The organism is Bombiscardovia apis, assembly GCF_033095945.1.
Taxonomy (GTDB): Bacteria; Actinomycetota; Actinomycetes; order Actinomycetales; family Bifidobacteriaceae; genus Bombiscardovia; species Bombiscardovia apis.
On record NZ_AP026800.1, the window covers coordinates 1,643,058 to 1,662,795 of the forward strand.

Annotated in this window: 14 protein-coding genes; 9 read left to right on the plus strand and 5 right to left on the minus strand. The window is 56.8% G+C overall.

All coding sequences use genetic code 11. From position 1 onward, the window contains the following. The first annotated feature begins 7 nt into the window (after positions 1-7). Positions 8-757 carry a response regulator transcription factor gene (locus tag R8377_RS06750; protein WP_317642735.1) on the plus strand — a complete coding sequence of 250 codons (750 nt, stop codon included), beginning with the start codon at positions 8-10 and terminating at the stop codon, positions 755-757. A gap of 38 nt (positions 758-795) precedes the next feature. Here the strand turns inward: R8377_RS06750 and R8377_RS06755 are convergent, their stop codons facing one another. Further along, the gene (locus tag R8377_RS06755) at positions 796-4,602 is read right to left on the minus strand and encodes a DEAD/DEAH box helicase (RefSeq protein WP_317642736.1); all 3,807 of its coding nucleotides are present in this window, start codon (positions 4,600-4,602) and stop codon (positions 796-798) included. A gap of 347 nt (positions 4,603-4,949) precedes the next feature. On the opposite strand from R8377_RS06755, the gene R8377_RS06760 reads away from it, so the two are divergent. From R8377_RS06760 to R8377_RS06770, 3 genes are all read left to right on the plus strand, one after another. Further along, the gene (locus R8377_RS06760) at positions 4,950-6,824 is read left to right on the plus strand and encodes a leucine-rich repeat protein (RefSeq protein ID WP_317642737.1); all 1,875 of its coding nucleotides are present in this window, start codon (positions 4,950-4,952) and stop codon (positions 6,822-6,824) included. A 300-nt stretch (positions 6,825-7,124) separates the two neighbouring features. Next, a complete protein-coding gene (locus R8377_RS06765; protein WP_317642738.1) occupies positions 7,125-8,453 on the plus strand; it encodes an ABC transporter permease in 1,329 nt (442 codons plus the stop codon). Continuing rightward, complete coding sequence (locus tag R8377_RS06770) at positions 8,450-9,445, plus strand: ATP-binding cassette domain-containing protein (protein WP_317642739.1); 996 nt, start codon at positions 8,450-8,452, stop codon at positions 9,443-9,445. The genes R8377_RS06765 and R8377_RS06770 overlap by 4 nt, the downstream gene beginning before the upstream one ends. A 174-nt stretch (positions 9,446-9,619) precedes the next feature. On the opposite strand, the gene R8377_RS06775 is transcribed toward R8377_RS06770, so the two are convergent. Beyond that, complete coding sequence (locus tag R8377_RS06775; protein WP_317642740.1) at positions 9,620-10,156, minus strand: NADPH-dependent FMN reductase; 537 nt, start codon at positions 10,154-10,156, stop codon at positions 9,620-9,622. A gap of 228 nt (positions 10,157-10,384) precedes the next feature. Between R8377_RS06775 and R8377_RS06780 the strand changes: the two genes are divergently transcribed. Then, positions 10,385-11,446 carry an ATP-grasp domain-containing protein gene (locus R8377_RS06780; protein ID WP_317642741.1) on the plus strand — a complete coding sequence of 354 codons (1,062 nt, stop codon included), beginning with the start codon at positions 10,385-10,387 and terminating at the stop codon, positions 11,444-11,446. 44 nt (positions 11,447-11,490) lie between these two features. Here R8377_RS06780 and R8377_RS06785 read toward each other — a convergent pair whose 3' ends face one another. Both R8377_RS06785 and R8377_RS06790 read right to left on the minus strand, forming a co-directional pair. Next, positions 11,491-12,174 carry an HD domain-containing protein gene (locus R8377_RS06785; RefSeq protein WP_317642742.1) on the minus strand — a complete coding sequence of 228 codons (684 nt, stop codon included), beginning with the start codon at positions 12,172-12,174 and terminating at the stop codon, positions 11,491-11,493. Between the two features lie 971 nt (positions 12,175-13,145). After that, positions 13,146-13,601, minus strand: a complete 456-nt coding sequence (locus tag R8377_RS06790) for a hypothetical protein (RefSeq protein ID WP_317642743.1) — start codon at positions 13,599-13,601, stop codon at positions 13,146-13,148. A 326-nt stretch (positions 13,602-13,927) separates the two neighbouring features. Between R8377_RS06790 and zwf the strand changes: the two genes are divergently transcribed. From zwf to R8377_RS06810, 4 genes are all read left to right on the plus strand, one after another. After that, positions 13,928-15,499, plus strand: coding sequence for a glucose-6-phosphate dehydrogenase (gene zwf / locus R8377_RS06795; protein WP_317642744.1), 1,572 nt, complete (start codon positions 13,928-13,930; stop codon positions 15,497-15,499). Further along, positions 15,496-16,506, plus strand: coding sequence for a glucose-6-phosphate dehydrogenase assembly protein OpcA (locus R8377_RS06800; RefSeq protein WP_317642745.1), 1,011 nt, complete (start codon positions 15,496-15,498; stop codon positions 16,504-16,506). The genes zwf and R8377_RS06800 overlap by 4 nt, the downstream gene beginning before the upstream one ends. Before the next feature lie 69 nt (positions 16,507-16,575). Continuing rightward, positions 16,576-17,364: a 6-phosphogluconolactonase gene (gene pgl, locus R8377_RS06805; RefSeq protein ID WP_317642746.1), complete on the plus strand. Its 789-nt coding sequence runs from the start codon at positions 16,576-16,578 to the stop codon at positions 17,362-17,364. A gap of 57 nt (positions 17,365-17,421) precedes the next feature. Next, the gene (locus R8377_RS06810) at positions 17,422-17,997 is read left to right on the plus strand and encodes a gluconokinase (RefSeq protein WP_317642747.1); all 576 of its coding nucleotides are present in this window, start codon (positions 17,422-17,424) and stop codon (positions 17,995-17,997) included. A gap of 136 nt (positions 17,998-18,133) precedes the next feature. Here the strand turns inward: R8377_RS06810 and gndA are convergent, their stop codons facing one another. Continuing rightward, positions 18,134-19,600: an NADP-dependent phosphogluconate dehydrogenase gene (gene gndA, locus R8377_RS06815; protein WP_317642748.1), complete on the minus strand. Its 1,467-nt coding sequence runs from the start codon at positions 19,598-19,600 to the stop codon at positions 18,134-18,136. Between the last annotated feature and the right edge of the window lie 138 nt (positions 19,601-19,738).

The following is a 19,738-nucleotide window of genomic DNA, read 5'->3' on the forward strand; positions in this document are numbered from 1 at the left end:
GGTAAGTATGGAGCACACAAGGGGCATAAGCGCATCATCCGAGGAAAACTGTGGGCAAGAGCAGCCTATTCCAGCACCCATTCGCGTCAGTATCGTAGACGATGACCCGATGATTTGCCAAGCAATGGCCCTAATTATCAACACTTCCTCATCCGGGCGAGTAACGGTTATATCAACGGCACAAAATGCGGCTGACGCTTTAAAACACGCTCAGAAAGAGCATCCAGATATCGTTCTCATGGATTTAGCTATGCCCGGCATCTCAGGCATCGAAGCTACCGCAAAGCTCCGCTCTTTGCCCAACCCTCCGCATGTGCTCGTGCTCACATCGCTCAGCCCTTCTACCACAGTGGAGCATGCAGTAGAGGCGGGCGCGGAAGGTTTTATTTCCAAGACTGATCCTCCGGAAGAAATCGTAGATCGCATTATAGGCGCATACTCTGGTGATCCACAGTTTAATTTAGTGAGCCAACGGCAACTGATTACTAGGCTCACTGCTAGCCAACCTATGACACGACGCAACGAAGCGCGCACGCTCCTCTACAGCTTGACCGACCGCGAGCGCCAAGCCACTCTCCTCGCAGCAGAAGGATACACCAACCAAGAAATTGCTGAGCGCATGTATGTTAGCGAGCGCACAGTGAAGGCCCATCTCTCTTCAACTTGTGACAAGCTGTGCATGAGCCGAGTGCAGCTCGCCCGGTTGGTTGAGCGAGCTGACTTGGATACGACACAGACCGAACCAGGTATTGATTAGGCAGCATTGAGATACTGTCTGCCCGCACCACCCACTCCTCACCCGAGGAGGGAGAGGAGGTCGTTTTTGGTTAGGGTGGAGATGGTGGGAGCTGTGGACGAGGCGGAGTCTACGAAGCGGGCGGCTAGGTCGGACTTGGTGTGTTGGAGGTTGAGGATGCGCTCCTCGATAGTGTCCTTGGCCACGATTTGATAGACGTTGACATCTTGGGTCTGGCCGATGCGGTGGGCACGGTCGTTGGCCTGCTCTTGGGCCGCGGCGTTCCACCAAGGATCGGCGTGAACCACTACGCAGGCGCCGGTCAAATTCAGACCCGTATTGCCGGCCTTGAGCGAAATGAGGAAGACGGGGGTGTCGTCCGTATTAAAGCTGTCGACCAACTCCAGTCGCTTCTTCTTAGGCGTCGCACCAGTTATAACGTTGTACTCCACGCCCTTTTGACGCAAACGCTCGGCAATCAAGTCCAAATATGAGGTAAACTGCGAGAAAATGAGCATCTTCCGGCCGGCATCTTGGCAAGATTCTACCAATTCCTCAATCGCATCCAGCTTGGCAGAAGACACCTTTTTCGACTCAAGCGCAGCCTTACCCGCCTGCTCAGCCAATTCCTGCTCAGCTATACTTGCGATTTCTGCCGGCTTGCCGAAGGACTGCGGCCCGTTTGCAACGCGTGCAATCTCCGCCGCTGCCTCAGGCACGCCTTCACCCACATTGCTAAAGAGCAGGCGCGGATCGCAGCAGGCTTGGCGCAAACGTGTCAGCTGTGCCAAAACTTGCAGCTTGTCGTTCTTAAACTCCACGTCGCGCTGCTTGTTGAGCGTGAGCCTAAGTCGCTGCTCCAAAGCCGCGTAAATCCGCCGCTGCTCACCCTCCAGCTGCACAGTAATCACGTTCTCAATCTTGTCGGGCAAATCCTTCAACACGTCTGCCTTACGCCTGCGCAGAATGAAGGGCCCCACAAAAGCCTGAAGTCTGGCTTGCGCGTCTTCATCCCCGCTCAAAATTGGCAGCTCAAAGCGGTCGCGGAAATGCCTATATGAGCGCAAAATGCCGGGCATGAGGAAGTCGAAAATAGACCAGAGCTCAGAAAGGCGATTCTCGATAGGCGTGCCAGTCAAGGCAAAGCGGTGGCGAGCGTCGAGCTTACGCACCGCTTGGGCAGCCTTGGTAGAGTGATTCTTTATATATTGCGCCTCGTCCAAGGTCACGCAATACAGAGCCAATCCCTTGTAATCCTCGATATCTCGGCGCAGCAAATCGTAAGAAGTGACCAGCACATCGTAGCGCCCAGCCTGGCTCAATACCTGCCTGCGCTCATCTTTACTACCGGCCACAGTCGCTACGGAGAGCTCGGGCACAAACTTATTGCATTCGGCAGCCCAGTTGTAGACCAGCGAGGCGGGGCACACAATTAAGCTAGGCCCAATCTTGCGCGCTTCCTCCCGTTTGGAATCGAGGAAGGAGAGCAGCTGCACCGTCTTACCCAGGCCCATTTCGTCGGCTAAAATACCACCGAAGCCCTTGTCGCAGGCCGCACTCAGCCAGCGGAAGCCCTCCTCCTGGTAGGGTCGCAGCACTCCCTGGAGCTCAGCGGGCAGCTGGTAACTGCTTGGATCAACACTCTTAAGATTGTTGATATATCCGCGGAAAGCCTCATCTTTATGGTCCTCTTCAACTTGAGCATCCCAATAGTAGGCCTCGTAAGCGGGAACTGTAATGGGCCCGGATTCCAGCTCCTCGGCTTTGATGCCCATGTCAGCTTCGGCCTCTTCGAGCGCAGACATATCCGCGTGGGCCAAGTCCACAAAAGCGCCGCCGCGTAAACGATGGAAACGCTGCTTTTTGCGGTAACTTTCCAGCAGGGCAGGCACTTCTTCGGGGTCAATTTCATCGGCCAGAGCAGAAATCTCAACCAGCCCAGACTTAATAGAGAGCCCCAAGCGAACCATAGTATGCGAGCCCGTGGTGAGACCGTCGAAGGCCGGCGTGGAATACACTTCACCCAAGCGCCGCAGAATCGGCAGGCCCTCGGTAAGCAGTTTATAAATCGCCTTATCGTCGGACTCGGCAATGCGGGTCACAATCCCCTGCGGCTCCGGGAAGTAATGCCGAGCAGCCTCAACTGCCAAGCGCTCAGTAGACTTGTCTCGCACCACCGGTTCGTGGGCACCGATTCCGCTAAACACGTGGAAGCGCTGGTCGCCGTAGCGCGCTTGCAAATCGCAGGAAACACCTTCGCTATCTCGGTCCAAGTAGACCTCAATCACGCATGGCAGGCGGCGCATGGTGAGCAACTCCGGGGGCAGTAGAGCGCGCAAACCGTTCTGAGTGCTGCGCTCAGCTGGCACAACCCCAATTTCGCTCTTCTCGTTGCCCTCGTCATCACCCTCATCATCGTTATCATCAGGCGAAGCAACTTGCGGGTTCAGAGCCGGCAATACGGTGTGGGAGAATGTCTCCACATCGTCGGCCCCTAAATACAGGCCCTCATCTTCCTTATGCTCACTACTCGACGGGCTGCACAAGACTTGAATGAGCTTGCGATTGTCCGAAAGAGCCTTGGAGCAGCGGTAAATAGTGATATTCCCGTTGCCCAAGAACGTGTTGGTACCCACTGGCCAAGCCACCATGAAGGAGACGCGGTGACCCACTACGAAGCGGTCGACCGTGAGCCGATGCCGAATCACATATCCCTGAGCCGCTGAACGCCCGCCATTGCCAGCAGCACCCGCAGCACCCGCCGAGGCAGGCTCTACTCGTAGCCCTAAGTCGGGATCGCCACTAACTACAGTAACCGCGTGCGCCTGCGTGTTCGACCTGCCGCCCGGCGCATAATCCACACTCAGCCCAGTGTCGGTATACAAATCCAAGACATCGCTGACCTCTTCCTCAGACAGCATCATTTGCCCCAAAGCGCCCCGGTGCTGGCGGTAATAGCCAATCATCCCCTCTTGCCCGCTGGAACGAATCTCGACGCCTCGCTGGAGGATGTCAAGCAAACCGCGCGAAGCCGGGTCGAAACTGTCTCGCGAATGCACGAAAGCCAGCTTTTGACCGTAGGAATAAAAGAGCCCGTTGCTGCTCGCTTGCAGGAGGGAGTCTATATCTTTGACCGCATAAGAAACGTGGCGTGAAGGTACAGCAATGCGCAAACGTAAGTCCCAGCCCGAACCAGAATACGACAGGTTGGGCCGCAAATTCACGCTGCCAATGGCCAAATGCAGGCCGCCAGCTGCCGAGACTGCGGTGAGTTCACCGTTCGATTCGGCACTACCCGAGACCTCTTTAAGCAGGGCCACTTCGCGCGCCCGCCGCTGCTTTTGCTGCTCTTTACTGGCCTCAATCATGAAGTCTTGCAGGTCGCGTGAGGTTTGCTGACGCCCGCTTTGCACCGGCTGGCCCGTCTGTTCAAAGAGCTCCGGCGATTCGTTGTAAACCATCACCAGCGCCACCACATGTTTGCAGACCGCCCCTAAGCGCCCGAAAGCGGGGCAGGTGCAGCCCGAAGAAGTCACGCTTCCCGTGTCTAAATCAATATGGGCACTGACTTGGTAATCGTCGGAAAGTTGGTAAGAGTTTTCGACAGTTGCGCTCAAATCGAGCTCGCGCCCCTGAGCTCGGCAGGCAAAACCACGTATGTGCTTGGATTGCACCACTTCGTAGGCCCGGAAGTAAGCGCCGCGCCCTATGCGTTTTAACTCAGCTTCAGACACGACTTCTAAGCGCCCGAAGGCTTTGCCGTCCGCGCTATCATCTGCATAATCGTAGCCATCATCATCGGGCCCAAACCCGTAGTTACTCTCTCGCCCAGCTCTGGCTCCATATACAGAAGCGTGCCAATCCAAATTATCCCGCCTTTCGTTGTACCAGCAAACTTTAAGCTTACCTCCTTTTGCCGCGCCACGCTTATAGACAGCTGTGAGCACAAGTCGGGCCGGCAACCGGCCGCGGCAAGGAAGGTGACTAAGGCCATATAGGCATTGCACAAGGGCTCATAATGTGACTTCGCACACAATAGAGCGCCGAAACTGTCGAATTAGTGGAACGACACCACGTTCTACACAGCTTATCCATTTTGAGCTTCGTATAATGGGCAACACTATAGCCATGTGTGCTCGGTTGGGCGTAGCGCACAAGGTTCGCAAACGGACACAGTTGTACCCGTCCGCGAATGGGGGAAAATTAGGAGAACATGTATTCGGGGGATAAACGCGGTACCGAGAGGGGTGATGCGACACACGGTCGCTACTCCTCCCGTTTTCTGCGCCTAGCAGTTGCATTATTCGTACTCGTGGCGCTCAGCGGCAGCATGATTGCACTAGGCCTAGGCCAAATGAACAGCTCCGCGGAAGATACTGGAAGCGCACCAGCGGGCGCTTCTTCGCCAACATCCTCAGCAGATTCGTCTGCATCACCCACTCCTTTCCCCGCACCTTCTGGCCAACCGTCAGCCAGCCCGGGCACTTCACTAAGTGACCACGCCAAGGGGATTGCTCAGAGCTCCACGGCTCCGGGCTCGCTTACTGCTCCTTCGGCACAGCTTGGTCAGGACAGCTTCCCTGCCAAACCCAAAATGGCGCCTCGCGGAGAGGCAGTGCCTTTCGGCGCAACGATTGACAGCAACCCAAATTGCACAGTAACTAACACCGTCAACGGCAATGATCACACCGATTATTGGACTTGGACATACAACACCCGTGATAATACAGCCGCAATTAAGGCAATTGCGAACAAACCCGCGTTGTATTTCAACAATGCCTGCATCAAACTTCCCAGCAAAGTCGTATACAACGGAACCGAATATAAAGTTGTAACCGTTGACTACGGTGCTATGTCTTACGCAAGAGATGCAGAGTTGCCCAGCCCCAACAGCATTGAACAGATTGACATTCCAGACACCGTCACCTTGGTGTACGCCTTCGCCTTCTTATACACACCCATCCGCCACGTGCACTTGTCACAAAATCTGGAGACCATCAGCTACAAGGCCTTCGGCGGAAGCAACATGCAAGATATTGACTTTTCCCAAAGCCCGAATTTGAAGATAATCGAAGAGTCAGCTTTCTCAGTGAATCAATTCAAGCATCTCGATTTGAGACCGCTTGAAGGCCATATTCAAACGCTCGGTGCGGGTGCTTTCCGCTGGAATCAGATTACTGACTTACAACTTCCAGCCACTCCTCTGCCGATCACAACACCGCAAACTGTCAACGATCTACCAGATAAAGACCACAATGTGAACTGGAAATCGGCCGTGGCTTGGCAGCAGCCGGAGGAGCACCTTACCCCACAGGAGAGCAATCCTCAGCCTGCAAACCCCCAAATCACCATCAACCAACTGTTCAAACGAATCGAATTCGGAAGCTCTAATCTCACCAACATTCCGTTCACTTTCCACGTGCACACCGCAGATTCAGACCTGCCGACGTCCGGAGTCTTTAGAGTAAGCGACATGTGCGAGTTCACCGGCGACAGGGCGAGCGGCACTTCATCTAATTGCAGCACCGGGCATGCTTCAGATCCAATCGTTTTTGATACCAGCAGCAAAACGTTTACCCTCAAACCCTCGGTAAAAAGCTTCATTTTCCGTTGGGATTACGCGGATGCCAATAGCAACTTGCTCTACCATGGGCAGTACATAGTGCGCGTGCAATACAAAGCAACCATGTATTGCCCCACTGCCACGAATCCAAGCGAATTGTGCACTTGGGATGACCCTTCAATAGTTAATCCGCAAGTAGTGCAGTCCGGTAAGCAGGTAGTCGAGCCAGCGAAAGACCCGAAGAAGGCCTGTAATACAGACGGGTACTGCTATTCGTTTAGCCGCTGGACCACTGATTTTGCAGGTACAACCGATTACTCCTTCTCCCAACCTGTAAGCGGCCCTGTGAAGCTCTACGCGCAGTGGGAAATTCTTATGGCTCTGCCTCCTGCCGGCGAAGTGCCCAAGGTGTATTGGTCTAGCCTGGCGCTCATGACTCTTGCCTTTTCCGGTGGAATCGGCTTATGCGGCCGCAAAGCGTATTCCGTCTTGAGAGCAGCCCCAACTCGGCGACCACGAGCCTAGGTTTATCAAGTATCCGGAGCTGCCCTCCTCCCCCCGAAGAATACTTGATAAAGTCAACCATTCGAATCTGCCAACCAAAGAAGAGCGCCCGGCTTGCGTAGCGCGCAAAACTGCGCGAAGGCCTGCCCGCAAAACTCTTTCAGGAAAGTTCCAGCCGCGTAGCATAAGCTACCTCAGGAGTTTGGGTGGCCGAGAAGATACACTGAAACTCGTATATCGAGGCTACAAGATTGAGCTGCCCGAGTACTGACTGTGCCGGCAAACACAGGGCAGGTGGGCGCATGAAGTGGGAAGGATGCCATGTTCGTCCTGAAGAACGCATGGAGAGCAATCGCACGAAACAAGGCGCGCAACATTACGTTCCTTATTGTCTGCATAGCAGTGACCGCATCGGGCCTAGTGGGCCTAACTATTGTGCGAGCAGACGACGCCACGCGCACCACCATTTATGACACCCAGCGGGTCGATGCCATAGTCACGCCTAAGGCAGACGGCAAGGGCAAAGGCCAGAGCGCTAAGCCCCTGGGCTGGGAGCAGTACTCCAAGTATGCTCAATATTTGCAGCTCGATTCCGTGCAGTTCAACGTGTACTACTATGAGACCGCGCCCGCCACTTTCAGCGACATCAAAGCAGTGGGGCCAGATGGCAGCAGCCTCCAACTGGTCGGATTGTCTGACGCTTCAGCCCTCGCCAAGGGCCCCTACGGCAGCGTAAAGCGCACGGAAGGCAAAGACATCGACTTCTCGGGCAATTCGTCCGACACCGTGCTCGTCTCTCAGGCTCTCGCTACCGCCAACAAGCTCAAGGTTGGCTCCACCCTCAAGATGGCAGACGCAAAAGATGCCTCTAAAACCACTGACATGCACGTGGCCGGCATTTACGAATCGAAGGGCAAGGACGCGAGCGGAGCGGCAGCCAACGCCGTATATACCAATTTCACAGCCTTCTCTAGTGGCAGTTTCGACCAAGCCAGCAATCCCGGAGACAAGGGCCACGAGCTCAAGATTGTCTTCCAAATGCAAAATCCTAAAGACTACGAGCAGTTCAAGAAGTCCTTCAAGCGCGGCGGTCTCAACACTAAAGAATACGAGATTTCCTCTCCCAGCCTTGAGGCTTACAACAAGTCGGTGCAGCCCTTGCACGATGAAGTCTCTCGCATGAAAATAGCACTGGTTGTAATTCTCATCTTCGGCGCCCTGCTGGCCCTGACTTGGCTGGCTTTCGGCCTTATGTCTCGCGGCAACGAGCTGGGTATGGCCCTTGCCATCGGCGTTACCAAGGCCCGCATCGGCTGGCAGCTGGCTCTCGAAACCCTGATGCTCACCCTGCCCGGCCTCGCCCTCGGCGTTGGTTTGGGTGCCCTCCTGTGCCCGCCTGCGGTTCGTTCCGCCACTTCCATAGCCGGCATTCGCCAGACGCCTACCAGCTCAATGTACTGGCAGATTGCAGGCATCGGCATCATGACGTGCGCAGTGCTTGCTCTAGCAGCCTCGCTCTACGCACTCACTTTCAAGTCCTCTCGCCTCTACGCTTCGGCCAGCCCCGATGCCGCAGCTAACAATAAGACGGTCGAGGCACAACCTCAATCAGAAGCAACTTCCCAGTCTGACGCTAAGGAGATGGCATGAGCAGCGACAAGAGCGCAATCAGCAAAGACAACGAGTCCGAAGTGGAGCCAGTTGAGGCGCAAGCTGAGAAAGAGCGCACCGAAAGTAGCGATGCCACCACTACCGACAAGGCAAGCCAGGGCGAGCCTAAGCCGGCAACCGACGAAGATACTGCCAATAAGGTGAGCACCGCCGAAGAAGCCGACGGGTCCGAAGAGCGCGAGGCGAAAACTGGCCCCGAGTTCAAGGTCGTTATTGAAGCTGAAAGCGCTGTGGTGGAGGGCGAGGCCGAAGCTGAGGAAGAGCGCATCACCATTCTGGAGCCCAGCGCCGAAGAGGCCGAAGTGCTGGTACCTAGCGGTTACCCGGTTTTGGAACTGCGCCATGTGAGCCTGAAGGAGGCCGGCAAGAACGCATCGGGCTACCTGCTCGACGATGTCAACTTTGACTTCCGCCTGCGTCGCACGCATTGCCTCCAAGCAGGCAGCTTCGAACGCTTATCGGCGCTTATGGCTCTTATGAGCGGCTTTATGGCCCCCAGCGAGGGCAGCGTACTCTTCCGCGGCACCGACATTCGCCAGCTGGAGGCTTGGGATTACCGCGGTCACCAGTTGGGAGTATTGTTCGCCCACGATGCCCTGCGCACCGATTTAAGCGCGATCGAGAACATTACATACACGATGGATGCCTCCGGGCGTACCTTCCTCAAAGCCAAAGACGTGATTGCCCGCGAGCTACTAGAGGAGATGAACTTCCCCCAGCGCCTTGAGCAGCGCCCGGTGCGCGAGCTCAGCCGCGTGGATTATGTGCGAGCTGCCATTGCCCGCGCGGTCTGCTGTGAGTGCGACGTACTGCTGGCCCAAGAGATTATGGATGGTTTGAGTGAGGAGGAGCGCGGCACCGTCTTCGCTCTGCTGACCAAAACCGCTAAGCGCCACGACTGCGCTGTCATCGTCGCTTGCATAGAAGCCACTGGCGAAGGCCCTTACGACGAGACCTACTCCTTGGACTAATGCAAGGCAGATAGTGGACTTTATCAAGTAATTTCCATGGCAAGAGGGTGGGCACCAATAAATTCAGTGCCCACCCTCTTGCCATGTTTACAAAGCCCATCAGCTACGCAAGTTGCTTCACAAAGCAAGAGCTATTGCCCCTACAACTCGCAACCAGCTACAGCCAAAACGAGCTCAGCGATTAGCCTCTACATGCTTGGCGAAAGCCTGCGCAAAGCCACGAATGAACTCAACCGAGCCCTCGGCTAAGTTGCCCTGCTCGTCGAAGCCAGTGGCACCATTGAAGTAGACTTCGGGCTGGCCCATGACCTTCATGTCAAGGAAGAGCGCGATGTTGCGCAGGGCGGCCTGAGCCTGAGTAGCGCCCAGAGCGCCTATGGAAGCACCGACGATGGCAGCAGGCTTGCCAGCAAAGGAAGACTGACCCCAAGGACGGGAAGCCCAATCGATGGCATTCTTAATAACGCCCGAGAAGGAGCGATTGTATTCAGGAGTCACAAACAAGACGCCGTCAGCACGCTCCACCAGCTGCTTGAGCTCACTTGCCTTGGCCGGGAAATCGCCGTCCAAATCCTGGTTGTAAAGGGGCAGGTTCATGTCGGCATACTCAAAGTTCACGCCCTCAGGAGCCAAAGACTCAATGCTCTCAGCCAGCTTGCGGTTAATGGAATCCGCGCGCAGGGATCCAACGAAAACGGCAATAGTAGTCATAGGTGTTCTCCTCTAATGAGTTGAGGCTGCGCAGGGCAGCTTTTCGGGTACCTGCCCCAGGGAGGGCGGCAGAGCGCACTTCGCGAGAGGTAGTATATTTACTCTATCTACACTGACAGCTACGACGCGCTTCATTGCGCCTACAGAACAATCCTCAGCACACTTGCACAACCAGGTAAAGCCTTATCTGTACAGTGTTTCTGGGTCTTGGCTAGCAAAAGGTGAAGTATGTCACGGAATTATTTGGCAACTCATGTCACAAGCGCCGAAAGTGCGACGGGGGCAGCCCGAGTTTGCCAAGTGGTCTCCCACGAACGATGGATAAGCTCCACTATTATTCACGAGCTCAACGCTCCTGCAAGCGCCCAGATTCAAGGCCCAACCTGGCTCATTCGCTCTGCTGACGGCCTGGCACCGGAGCCTGATTTAGAGGCTGCCGACGCTCTCTGGATAGCGCCCGGCTTGCTCATAGCCCACAATGCTTGGCTGCGCGCCCTAGGCCGAGAGCCTTTACACCTGCCGGCCCCCTCACCTCGCTGGCTGGCCAACCTGGCGGCGATAGCTCCTGAGCTGACCGGGCGGGCCGTGGTGACTGCTCAAGCCCACGAAATACGCTCTTGGGAGCACTTCCCCGCTGAGCTAGGAACCCAGTCCTCTCCATGGTCGCAGCTGGCCCGGGGCCGCGTGAGCACCTTCCGGGCTGCCCGCCGCTCGCTTGGGGCCTTGCAAGCCGATTTGGCTGCCGCTCCTGCCGATTCGCTCATACAAATCAGCGGGCAGGTAGACAAGATCAGCGAAGAATGGCGGGTGATTGTGAGCAGCAGCGAGCCGGTGGCAGCTTCGGGCTACTGCATCCACTCCCCCGCTGGCAGCCAGCAGATTCTCTCGGTTTTTGACGGTGCCCACTTCGACCCCGCCCACCGCGAGCGCGCCTTAGACGCAGCCCGGCAGGCAGCGCGAATCACCGGCTTAGACTCCGCCAGCATTGACTTAGCTTTTACCAGCACTGGCACCGATAGCGATTCAGGCTTTAGCGCCGACTCCAGCTCAGCAGGGAGCAGCACCGGCGGCCCTATTGTCCTCGAAGTCAACCCGCTCTGGTGCGCCGCGCCTTACGAATACGGCCCGGAAGGCATGGCCCGCTTCCTCGAAGCTATCCGCAAGAGCGAGGCCTGCGCGCGCGAGCAGCCAGAAGCCCTTTCACGGGCCGAAGGCATCTTCCATCCCGACCCTTGGATGGAGAGCGAATTCTCCCGCCGCTATGCCGCTTTCGCCAGCCCCAGCAGTTGAGGAAACGCTAAGAAACTCCGAAAAACCGGTTATCTAAGCCGCTCTTAAACTATCTCCATGCCGTATTCCCGAGCCAGCGGCTCCAAGTCTGGAACGCCATACTTGGCCACCAGCATCTTCCACCGGCGCAAGTTCTCCTCGCCAAACTTGGCCGCGCGCTTGGCGGCAGTAGGCTCGGAGACGAAGATGGGCGGCTGATGCTTGGAATGATAGTTGTCTGCATACATCACCAGCTCTTGCTCTAAGCTGCGCGGCAGATAATCGTCGACCGGCAGGTCCAAGCGCTCGGCTACTACTTGCTCCCGCGTGAGCCCTACTCCCGTATGGTTGCGCGCGAATTCTGCGACTGATTCATCTACGCCCTCGGCCTTGAGCAGCTCATAGCCGGCGAGGCCGTGCTGAATGTAGCGGTCGTCAAAAGCCAACGGCCGCCCCTCAGCGCCGTCAGAAGCCAAGATTTTGTAAGTGCCAATGTCGTGCAAGAGCCCACCTAAGTAGACCAAGTCTGCGTCGAGCTCGCGCTGGGGCACAGCCGCATTCATAGAAGCACTGGAAGCCCCCGCCGCCCGCGCCGCCGCATAGCGAGCGTTAGCCTGCTCGGCCAGTCCCTTACCAATCGTTGCAATAATCACGCAATGCGTATGTATCAGCTCATAAGCCGTCTGCGAGGGCGCATACTTCCGGTGCAACTCCTGCGCCATCTCAATAGAAGGAATCATACCCACCATTCTAGTTTCCGCTCCGCCCCAACCCCAACCCCGAACCTAAACACGAACCTAGGAACCTTTCCCCAAAAACTTCCTAGGTACTTCCTAGGTTTCCTAAGTAACTTCCTAGGTACAGCCCAAAAGTCCCTAAGTAAAAGCCAAAACTTCCTAGGTTCGGGGGAAAGTTCGTAGGTTAAGGCCAAAACTTCCTAGGTTCCACAGCTATCTTCCTAGGTTTCCTAGGTTACTTCCTAGGTTCTAGGGTTGGGTTGGTTGGTAGGGGTTCTGGACTTGAAACGGTCGCCACATAGATACACTTCAAAGAACAACCCAAAACAAACCCAGCCTTGAACGCCGCCAGCAGACTGCCGCCCCTAACCTTACACAAAAACTTAATCAGCAATGTCATCAGCAGCTAGGGCAGCGCAATATGGTCGGAAGGCATTTGTGGGTCTGTTAGCCCAAGAAAAAGAAGGCCCCCTTCAGTGTGCTCCAAACTCCGAAGCCGAAGGGGGGACAATCACTTCTTATACTACCAGATTTTACGAACCTACTACCCCTCCCCGAGTTCAAGTTATAAGTGCAACACGGGACCAAGAGCCCACAGTATTAAAGATTTCAGCCATAGTAAGCACTCGCCCCGAGACCTCTAACTCTATAAAACGAACGAAACTAAGCTAGAGATTAGCAGGCCAGTCGCGGGCGAAGCGGCCGGATGCCAGCTCGGCGTGGGTACAAATACGGCGCATGGTGAGGGCACGCTTGGGGCGAGCGGGGCTGTACAGCACAAGACATCGTCGCGCACATGAAACTCCATACACCCGTTGTATACGCCGCCAGCATTGACTAGAACGTGCGGTCCGTATGATTGAGGAACTGCGCCAGTCTCCTGTATCTCATTGACGACCAGCTCCCTGATCTCGTCCGCACAACCGGGAAGGCTTCTGCTTAAACGTCTGTAATCGGACAGGTATTCGCCTGAAAAACCGATTTCAAACACGGGCCTGTTCCTCTTCGAGAATACTGGTCAGGAAAGCGTTGGTCTCTCGCGGACTGCGGGCCACAACGAGCGCTGAATCCAACTCTTTGTCCGCCAAAATATGAACGTAATCGCTCACTAAATCGGTGGCAGTTTTGCCCAGTTTGCTAGCATACGCTTGTGCACTTCGGGCATCAGCTGCGTCTATAGTCAGAGCATACGGCGTTTGCTGCCTCGGATTGCTGCCAACGCTCGCGCGCTCGTCGGAGGATTCCGCAAGCGCATTGTTGCCCTCACGATTGCGCACCAGCTCTTCGGGTTCACGCTCGCCCGCAACCAGATTGTGCAGGTAAGAACTCAGCAGGGAAGGCACGGATAAGCCCGAGCGCTTGGCAATGTCAGCCGTATTCGCCAGCTCATCCGCATCTAGCAAAAGATTCAAAGTTACAGTTTCGCTCTTACGATTCATGCTTACCCCTTTCACTCGTATCTTCAGTCTAGACGACGGCGAGGTTTTGGGATGCACCCCAGCTGAAGACAGCGTATTCGAAATGACCATTAGCTTCCACTTTCTACTTCGACTCCGCAAACCCAAGAGCTCGCTTATTGATGACTCCACGCTAGGGGGTGGGAGCGTGGGAGTTCAAGCTGAGCGGGCAATGTGGTCGAATGTGGGGGAAGGGCGGTGTGGAGGGGCTTGGAGGTGAGTCAAGTTGGTGGGCTTGGGATATGCCATAGGCTTTATTGGGGTGCGGGATTAGAATTGGGAAGAGATGCCGTTGCGAGGAGCAAAACATGGAAAGTCCACATACATCGCTTGATGGAGATGCCGCCAAGGAGCCTGAGCACTGGGTCAATCCCCTGCTCGATCCGCGCGACTTGCGTATGCCGCGCATTGCCGGCCCGAGTTCGCTGGTCATATTTGGCGTGACTGGCGACTTAGCCAAGAAGAAGCTGCTGCCGGCCGTCTACGACTTAGCCAACCGAGGCCTGCTTCCAGCCAGCTTTGGGCTCATTGGTTTTGGCCGCCGCGACTGGTCTGCCGACGAGTTCGCCGCCTTCGCCGAGGAGAACGTGCGCGCCCACTCCCGCACCCCCTTCAACGATGCCACATGGAAGCAACTCAAAGAGGGCATGCGCTTCGTAAAAGGCACCTTCGACGACGCTGAAGCCTTCCGCAAGCTCTCGAAAACCGTCTCGGAACTCGACCGCGACCGGGGCACCCGCGGCAATCATGCCTTCTACATGTCAATCCCACCCAAGGCCTTCCCCGTAGTGGCCGAACAGCTGGCCGCCTCCGGCCTGTCTAAGTCAGCACCCGGGGCTTGGAAGCGCGTCATTATCGAGAAACCCTTCGGCCACGATTTAGAGTCAGCCAAGGAGCTAGACCGCGTCGTAGGCCAAGTGTTTGAGCCTGATTCCGTCTTCCGCATCGACCACTACTTGGGCAAAGAGACCGTGCAAAACATGCTGGCCCTGCGCTTTGCCAATACCATGTTTGAGCCGGTTTGGAACGCCAATTACGTATCCCACGTGCAAATTACCATGGCCGAAGATATGGGCATCGGCGGCCGCGCGGGCTACTACGACGGCATCGGCGCTGCCCGGGATGTGATTCAAAACCACTTAATCCAGCTCATGGCACTCACTGCTATGGAAGAGCCTGTCTCCTTTGACGCGCGCGACCTGCGGGCCGAAAAAACGAAGGTGCTCTCGGCCGTGCGCCTGCCTCAAGACTTGGGCCTGCACACAGCTCGTGGCCAGTATGCAGCAGGCTGGCAGGGCTCACAACCGGTCGTGGGCTACTTGGACGAAAAGGGCATCGACCCCAAGTCCACCACCGAAACGTACGCCGCAATCCGCCTCGATGTAGACACCCGCCGCTGGGCAGGAGTTCCCTTCTACCTGCGCACCGGCAAACGCCTGGGCAAGCGCACCAGCGAAATCGCCGTGGTCTTCAAGCGCGCCCCCCACCTGCCCTTCGACGCAACCGCCACCCGCGAGCTGGGTGCCAACGCAGTAGTGATTCGCGTGCAGCCAGACGAAGGCGTTACCCTGCGCTTCGGCGCTAAAACGCCCGGTTCAGCTATGGAAGTGCGCGATGTGAACATGGACTTCTCCTACGGGCGCTCCTTCACCGAAGCCTCGCCGGAAGCCTACGAACGCTTGATTCTCGACGTGCTCCTAGGCGATCCGCCCCTCTTCCCCACCACTGAGGAAGTCGAGCTGTCTTGGAAGATTCTAGACCCGATTGAAGAGTACTGGTCCACGCTGGGCCAGCCTGAGCCCTACCGCGCAGGCACTTGGGGGCCGGAGCAGGCCGACCGCATGCTAGCAGCCGACGGACACCATTGGAGGATGCCATGATTGTTGGAATGAGAAACACCACTACGGCTGCTATCTCCCGCGAGATAGACGAGATGCACGTGGAGCGCGGCGAAGCTGCAATGGACCGCGTACTCACGCTCATTATCTCCACGCGGCGCTCCGACTTGGAAGAAGCCTTAGAGACTGTTAATGCTGCCAGCCGTGAGCACCCCTGCCGCGTTATCGCTATCGTGACCGACGCGCAGCCAGACAACGGCGAAAACCAAGGCAAAGACTCGCAAGAGCCAAACTTGGGAGCCAGCCCGGAGCAATACAAGAATTCCTCAGCCGGTGAAGAAGGCGAGCACACGCTCGACGCGCAGATTCGCTTCGGCGCAGATGCAGGCGCAGGCGAAGTCATCGTGTTAGCCCCCGTTGACGGCTTGCTTAAGCATCTCGATACGCTGGTAATTCCGCTCTTAGTGCCAGACGTGCCGGTCGTAACATGGTGGCCCAGCCAGGCCCCGGAAGATCCTGCCGCCGATCCGCTCGGCTCAAAGTCGTCGAGCCGCATTACCGACGCCCAGTACGCGCAGGACTCACAAGCCACCTTCGCAGCCCTGCGCGAGCACTGCCAGCCGGCAGACATTGACCTCTCTTGGACTAGGCTCACCATTTGGCGGGCTATGCTGGCTTCGATTATCAACCAGCCGCCCCACCTGCCCGTCAAATCGGTCACGGTCAGCGGGCAGAGCAACTACTTACCCTTGGAATTGCTGGCTTCTTGGCTGGCTTTGAAGCTGCAAGTGCCGGTAAGCATCAAGCGTGACCCGCACGCTCAGGCCATCACCGGCGTGTATTTTGAGCGCGAAGACGGCACCTTAAGCATGGAGCGGCCGGAGGGCGACCATGCCATCATCCGCCAGCCAGACCAGAGCGACCAGACCGTCTCCCTCCCCCTGCGTTCAGCGGTCGACTGCTTAAGTGAGCAGCTGGGGCGTTTAGACCCCGACGAGGTCTATGCTGAGGTAATAAGCAAGGGCTGGGATATGGTTTCCCACAAGTAAGCCCCACATACAAGGCAGTACAGCCGCTGGATTGGTAGAACCCCAGCGGCAGCAATACAAGGAGTAGCAATGTCGCAACGTCAGGTAGTAACCTATCCCAATGCTCAAGTGCTGAGCGAGGCCGCCGCAGCCCGCATTTTGCTTGAGCTAGGAGACCGCTTAGCCCAGCAGCCTCGCGTGGACTTGGCCCTGACCGGCGGCAGGGATGCCAACGACATTTACGAGTGCATGCAGGCCAGCCCAATCGCCCAGAGTGTGGATTGGAAGCGGGTGCACCTGTGGTGGAGCGACGAACGCTTCGTCTCGTTTGAAGATGAAGACCGCAACGCCGGACAGTCACGCCGCGCTTGGTTTGGTTCACTGATTGAGCAGGGTCTCCTGCCAGAGTCTCACGTGCACGAGATGCCCGTTGACCCCCGCACTCCCGAACAAGTTGCCAATGCCAGCGATGAAGACAACGAACGCGAGCTCATCACCGCCGCCAAGGCATACAGCAACGAGCTGGTACACGAACTCGGCGAGCAGCCTTCCTTAGATTTGGCAGTGTTCGGAGTTGGTCCCGACGGCCACTTTGCCTCCCTCTTCCCAGACCACGGCGAGGCCACCATAGACGACCCCGACCTCAACGTGGTGGGCGTGAATCACTCCCCCAAGCCCCCGGCAATGCGCTTGACCCTAACGGTTCCTTGCATTCGCAACGCCCGCAAGGTTTGGCTCTTTGCCTCAACTCCCGAGAAGGCCGATGCCGTGCACAACGCACTCGCCGGCCGCAACAACCCGCACGTACCCTCATCCTTCGGCGAAGGCCGCGAGGAGACACTGTGGCTTATCGACAAGGACGCGGCAGCTCGCTTATAAAGCTCAGCCGCAAGCTGTTATGCACACGCTCAAACCAGCGGGAATCAAGGAGTAGCAATGGGCAGCTCAAGCACCCCCACATCACAGAGCTATCTGCCTGAGCATTATTTTCAAGGCCAGACACCAGTTCTAGTGGTCATGGGGGTTTCGGGCTGTGGCAAAACAACCATAAGCCGCCTGCTGGCTCAGGCTTTAGGCTGGGATTTGGCCGAAGGTGACGATTTCCATTCCCAAGCCAATATTAACAAAATGGCCCACGGCATCCCGCTCACCGATCAGGACCGCTGGCCCTGGCTGGAACGCATCCGCGACTGGATTGACCAGCACACGCGCGATTCCAAACCAGCTATAGTCACCTGTTCGGCCCTCAAACGCTCCTATCGAGACAAGTTAGTAGTGCCCGGCCTCGCTTTCGTATTCTTAGACGGCGACTACGATACGATTCTCGCACGCATGCGCAAGCGTCAGGGCCACTACATGAAGGCAGACATGCTCTGCTCCCAGTTCGAAACGCTTGAGCCTCCGCAGCCGGGCGAGCCTCACATTCAAGTCGGTGTCGGTGACGACACTACCGCCCAGCAGAGCGCGAATACTGCCTTGCAATTACTTGGTTTCCAAAGCTCACAGCGCTAGCAAGCCCCAGAAACCCTAACTCGCTAATTCATATACGATATTGGGGCCAAAGATCCACGCAGGTTCCTCGGCCCCAATTATTACACCTCAAATTCGCATGAACTCAGCAGAGAAGCCGGGCTCAATGCTTAAGCGCTCAGTCCTCTTTGAGCTCGGACTTATCTGCGGCCCAAAGGGTGTGGAAGATGCCGGGCTCGTCTACTCGGCCATAGGTGTGAGCGCCGAAGAGATCGCGCTGGCCCTGAATCAGAGCGGCAGGCAGGCGCTTAGAGCGCAGGGCATCGTAGTAGGCCAGAGAGCTAGAGAAGACCGGGACCGGTATGCCAGCCGCTACTGCACTAGCTACCACGCGGCGCCAAGAATCCTGGGCACCTTCTACGGCCTTCTTGAAGAAGGGGTCGAAGAGGAGGGAGCCGAACTGTTCGCCAGAGTCGTAAGCGTCGGAGATCCGGTTCAAGAACTTGGCACGAATAATGCAGCCACCGCGCCAAATGCGAGCAATTGCACCCAAGTCGAGCTTCCAGTTGTAGACCTTAGCGCCTTCCTCCATCTCGTTGAAGCCCTGGGCGTAGGCCACAATCTTAGAGGCGTAGAGGGCCTGCCGCACGTCTTCAATGAAGGCCTTGCGCTCTTCGGGGTCGGCAGCGGATGCCGAGAAAGCACCCTCAGCCTTGGGCCCTTCCAAGCCCTTGTCTTGCGCTTCCTGACGCAGCTCAACCGTGGAAGAGAGCCCGCGAGCAAAGACTGCTTCGCCAATGCCAGTGACGGGCACACCCAGTTCCAGAGCCGTCTGCACGGTCCAAGTGCCGGTGCCCTTCATGCCAGCCTGATCCTTCACAATGTCGATGAAAGGCTTACCAGTCTTGGCATCGGTGTGGTGCAGCACTTCGGAAGTAATCTGCACAAGGTAGGAGTTCAAATCGCCCTTATCCCAGTCCTCAAAGACTTCGGCAATCTCTTCGGGAGTCAGGCCCAAGCCGCGGCGCATCAAGTCGTAGGACTCGGCAATGAGCTGCATGTCGGCGTATTCGATGCCGTTGTGGACCATCTTGACAAAGTGGCCAGCGCCGTCGGAGCCTATATGAGTTACGCAGGGCTCGCCCTCGGCCACAGCAGCAATCGACTTCAAAATCGGCCCCAAGGTCTGCCAAGATTCGTCAGTGCCACCAGGCATCATCGAAGGCCCAAGCAGAGCGCCCTCTTCGCCGCCGGAAACGCCGCAGCCCACATAGTGCAAGCCGCGAGCGCGAATGGCCTTCTCGCGCTTAATGGTGTCCTTAAAGTAAGCGTTGCCTGCGTCGACGATGATGTCTCCAGGCTCCATCAAATCAGCCAGAGCGTTAATCATCTCGTCAGTCGGCTCACCAGCTTTTACCATGATGATAGCGGTGCGCGGCTTAGCCAAGGAAGCTACGAACTCTTCCAAAGTTTGGGCGGGCACAAACTTACCCTCGGAACCATGCTCGGTGATGAGGGTCTGGGTGCGCGAATAGTGGCGGTTGAACACGGCTACCGTGTTGCCATGCCGAGCCAAGTTGCGAGAGAGGCTGGCTCCCATTGCTGCCAAGCCCACCACGCCAATGTTTGCTTCTGCTTGAGTCATTTCAGACCACCTTTCCAAGGGCCGTGCGGGCGCACAACTGGCTCGCCTATCTATACTTACAAGTTTATGGCGCGTCCCTGACCAAAACAGGGCCTGGGCAGCGCTTGAGTAGCCACTACCACAGACCCTGTTCTCGAT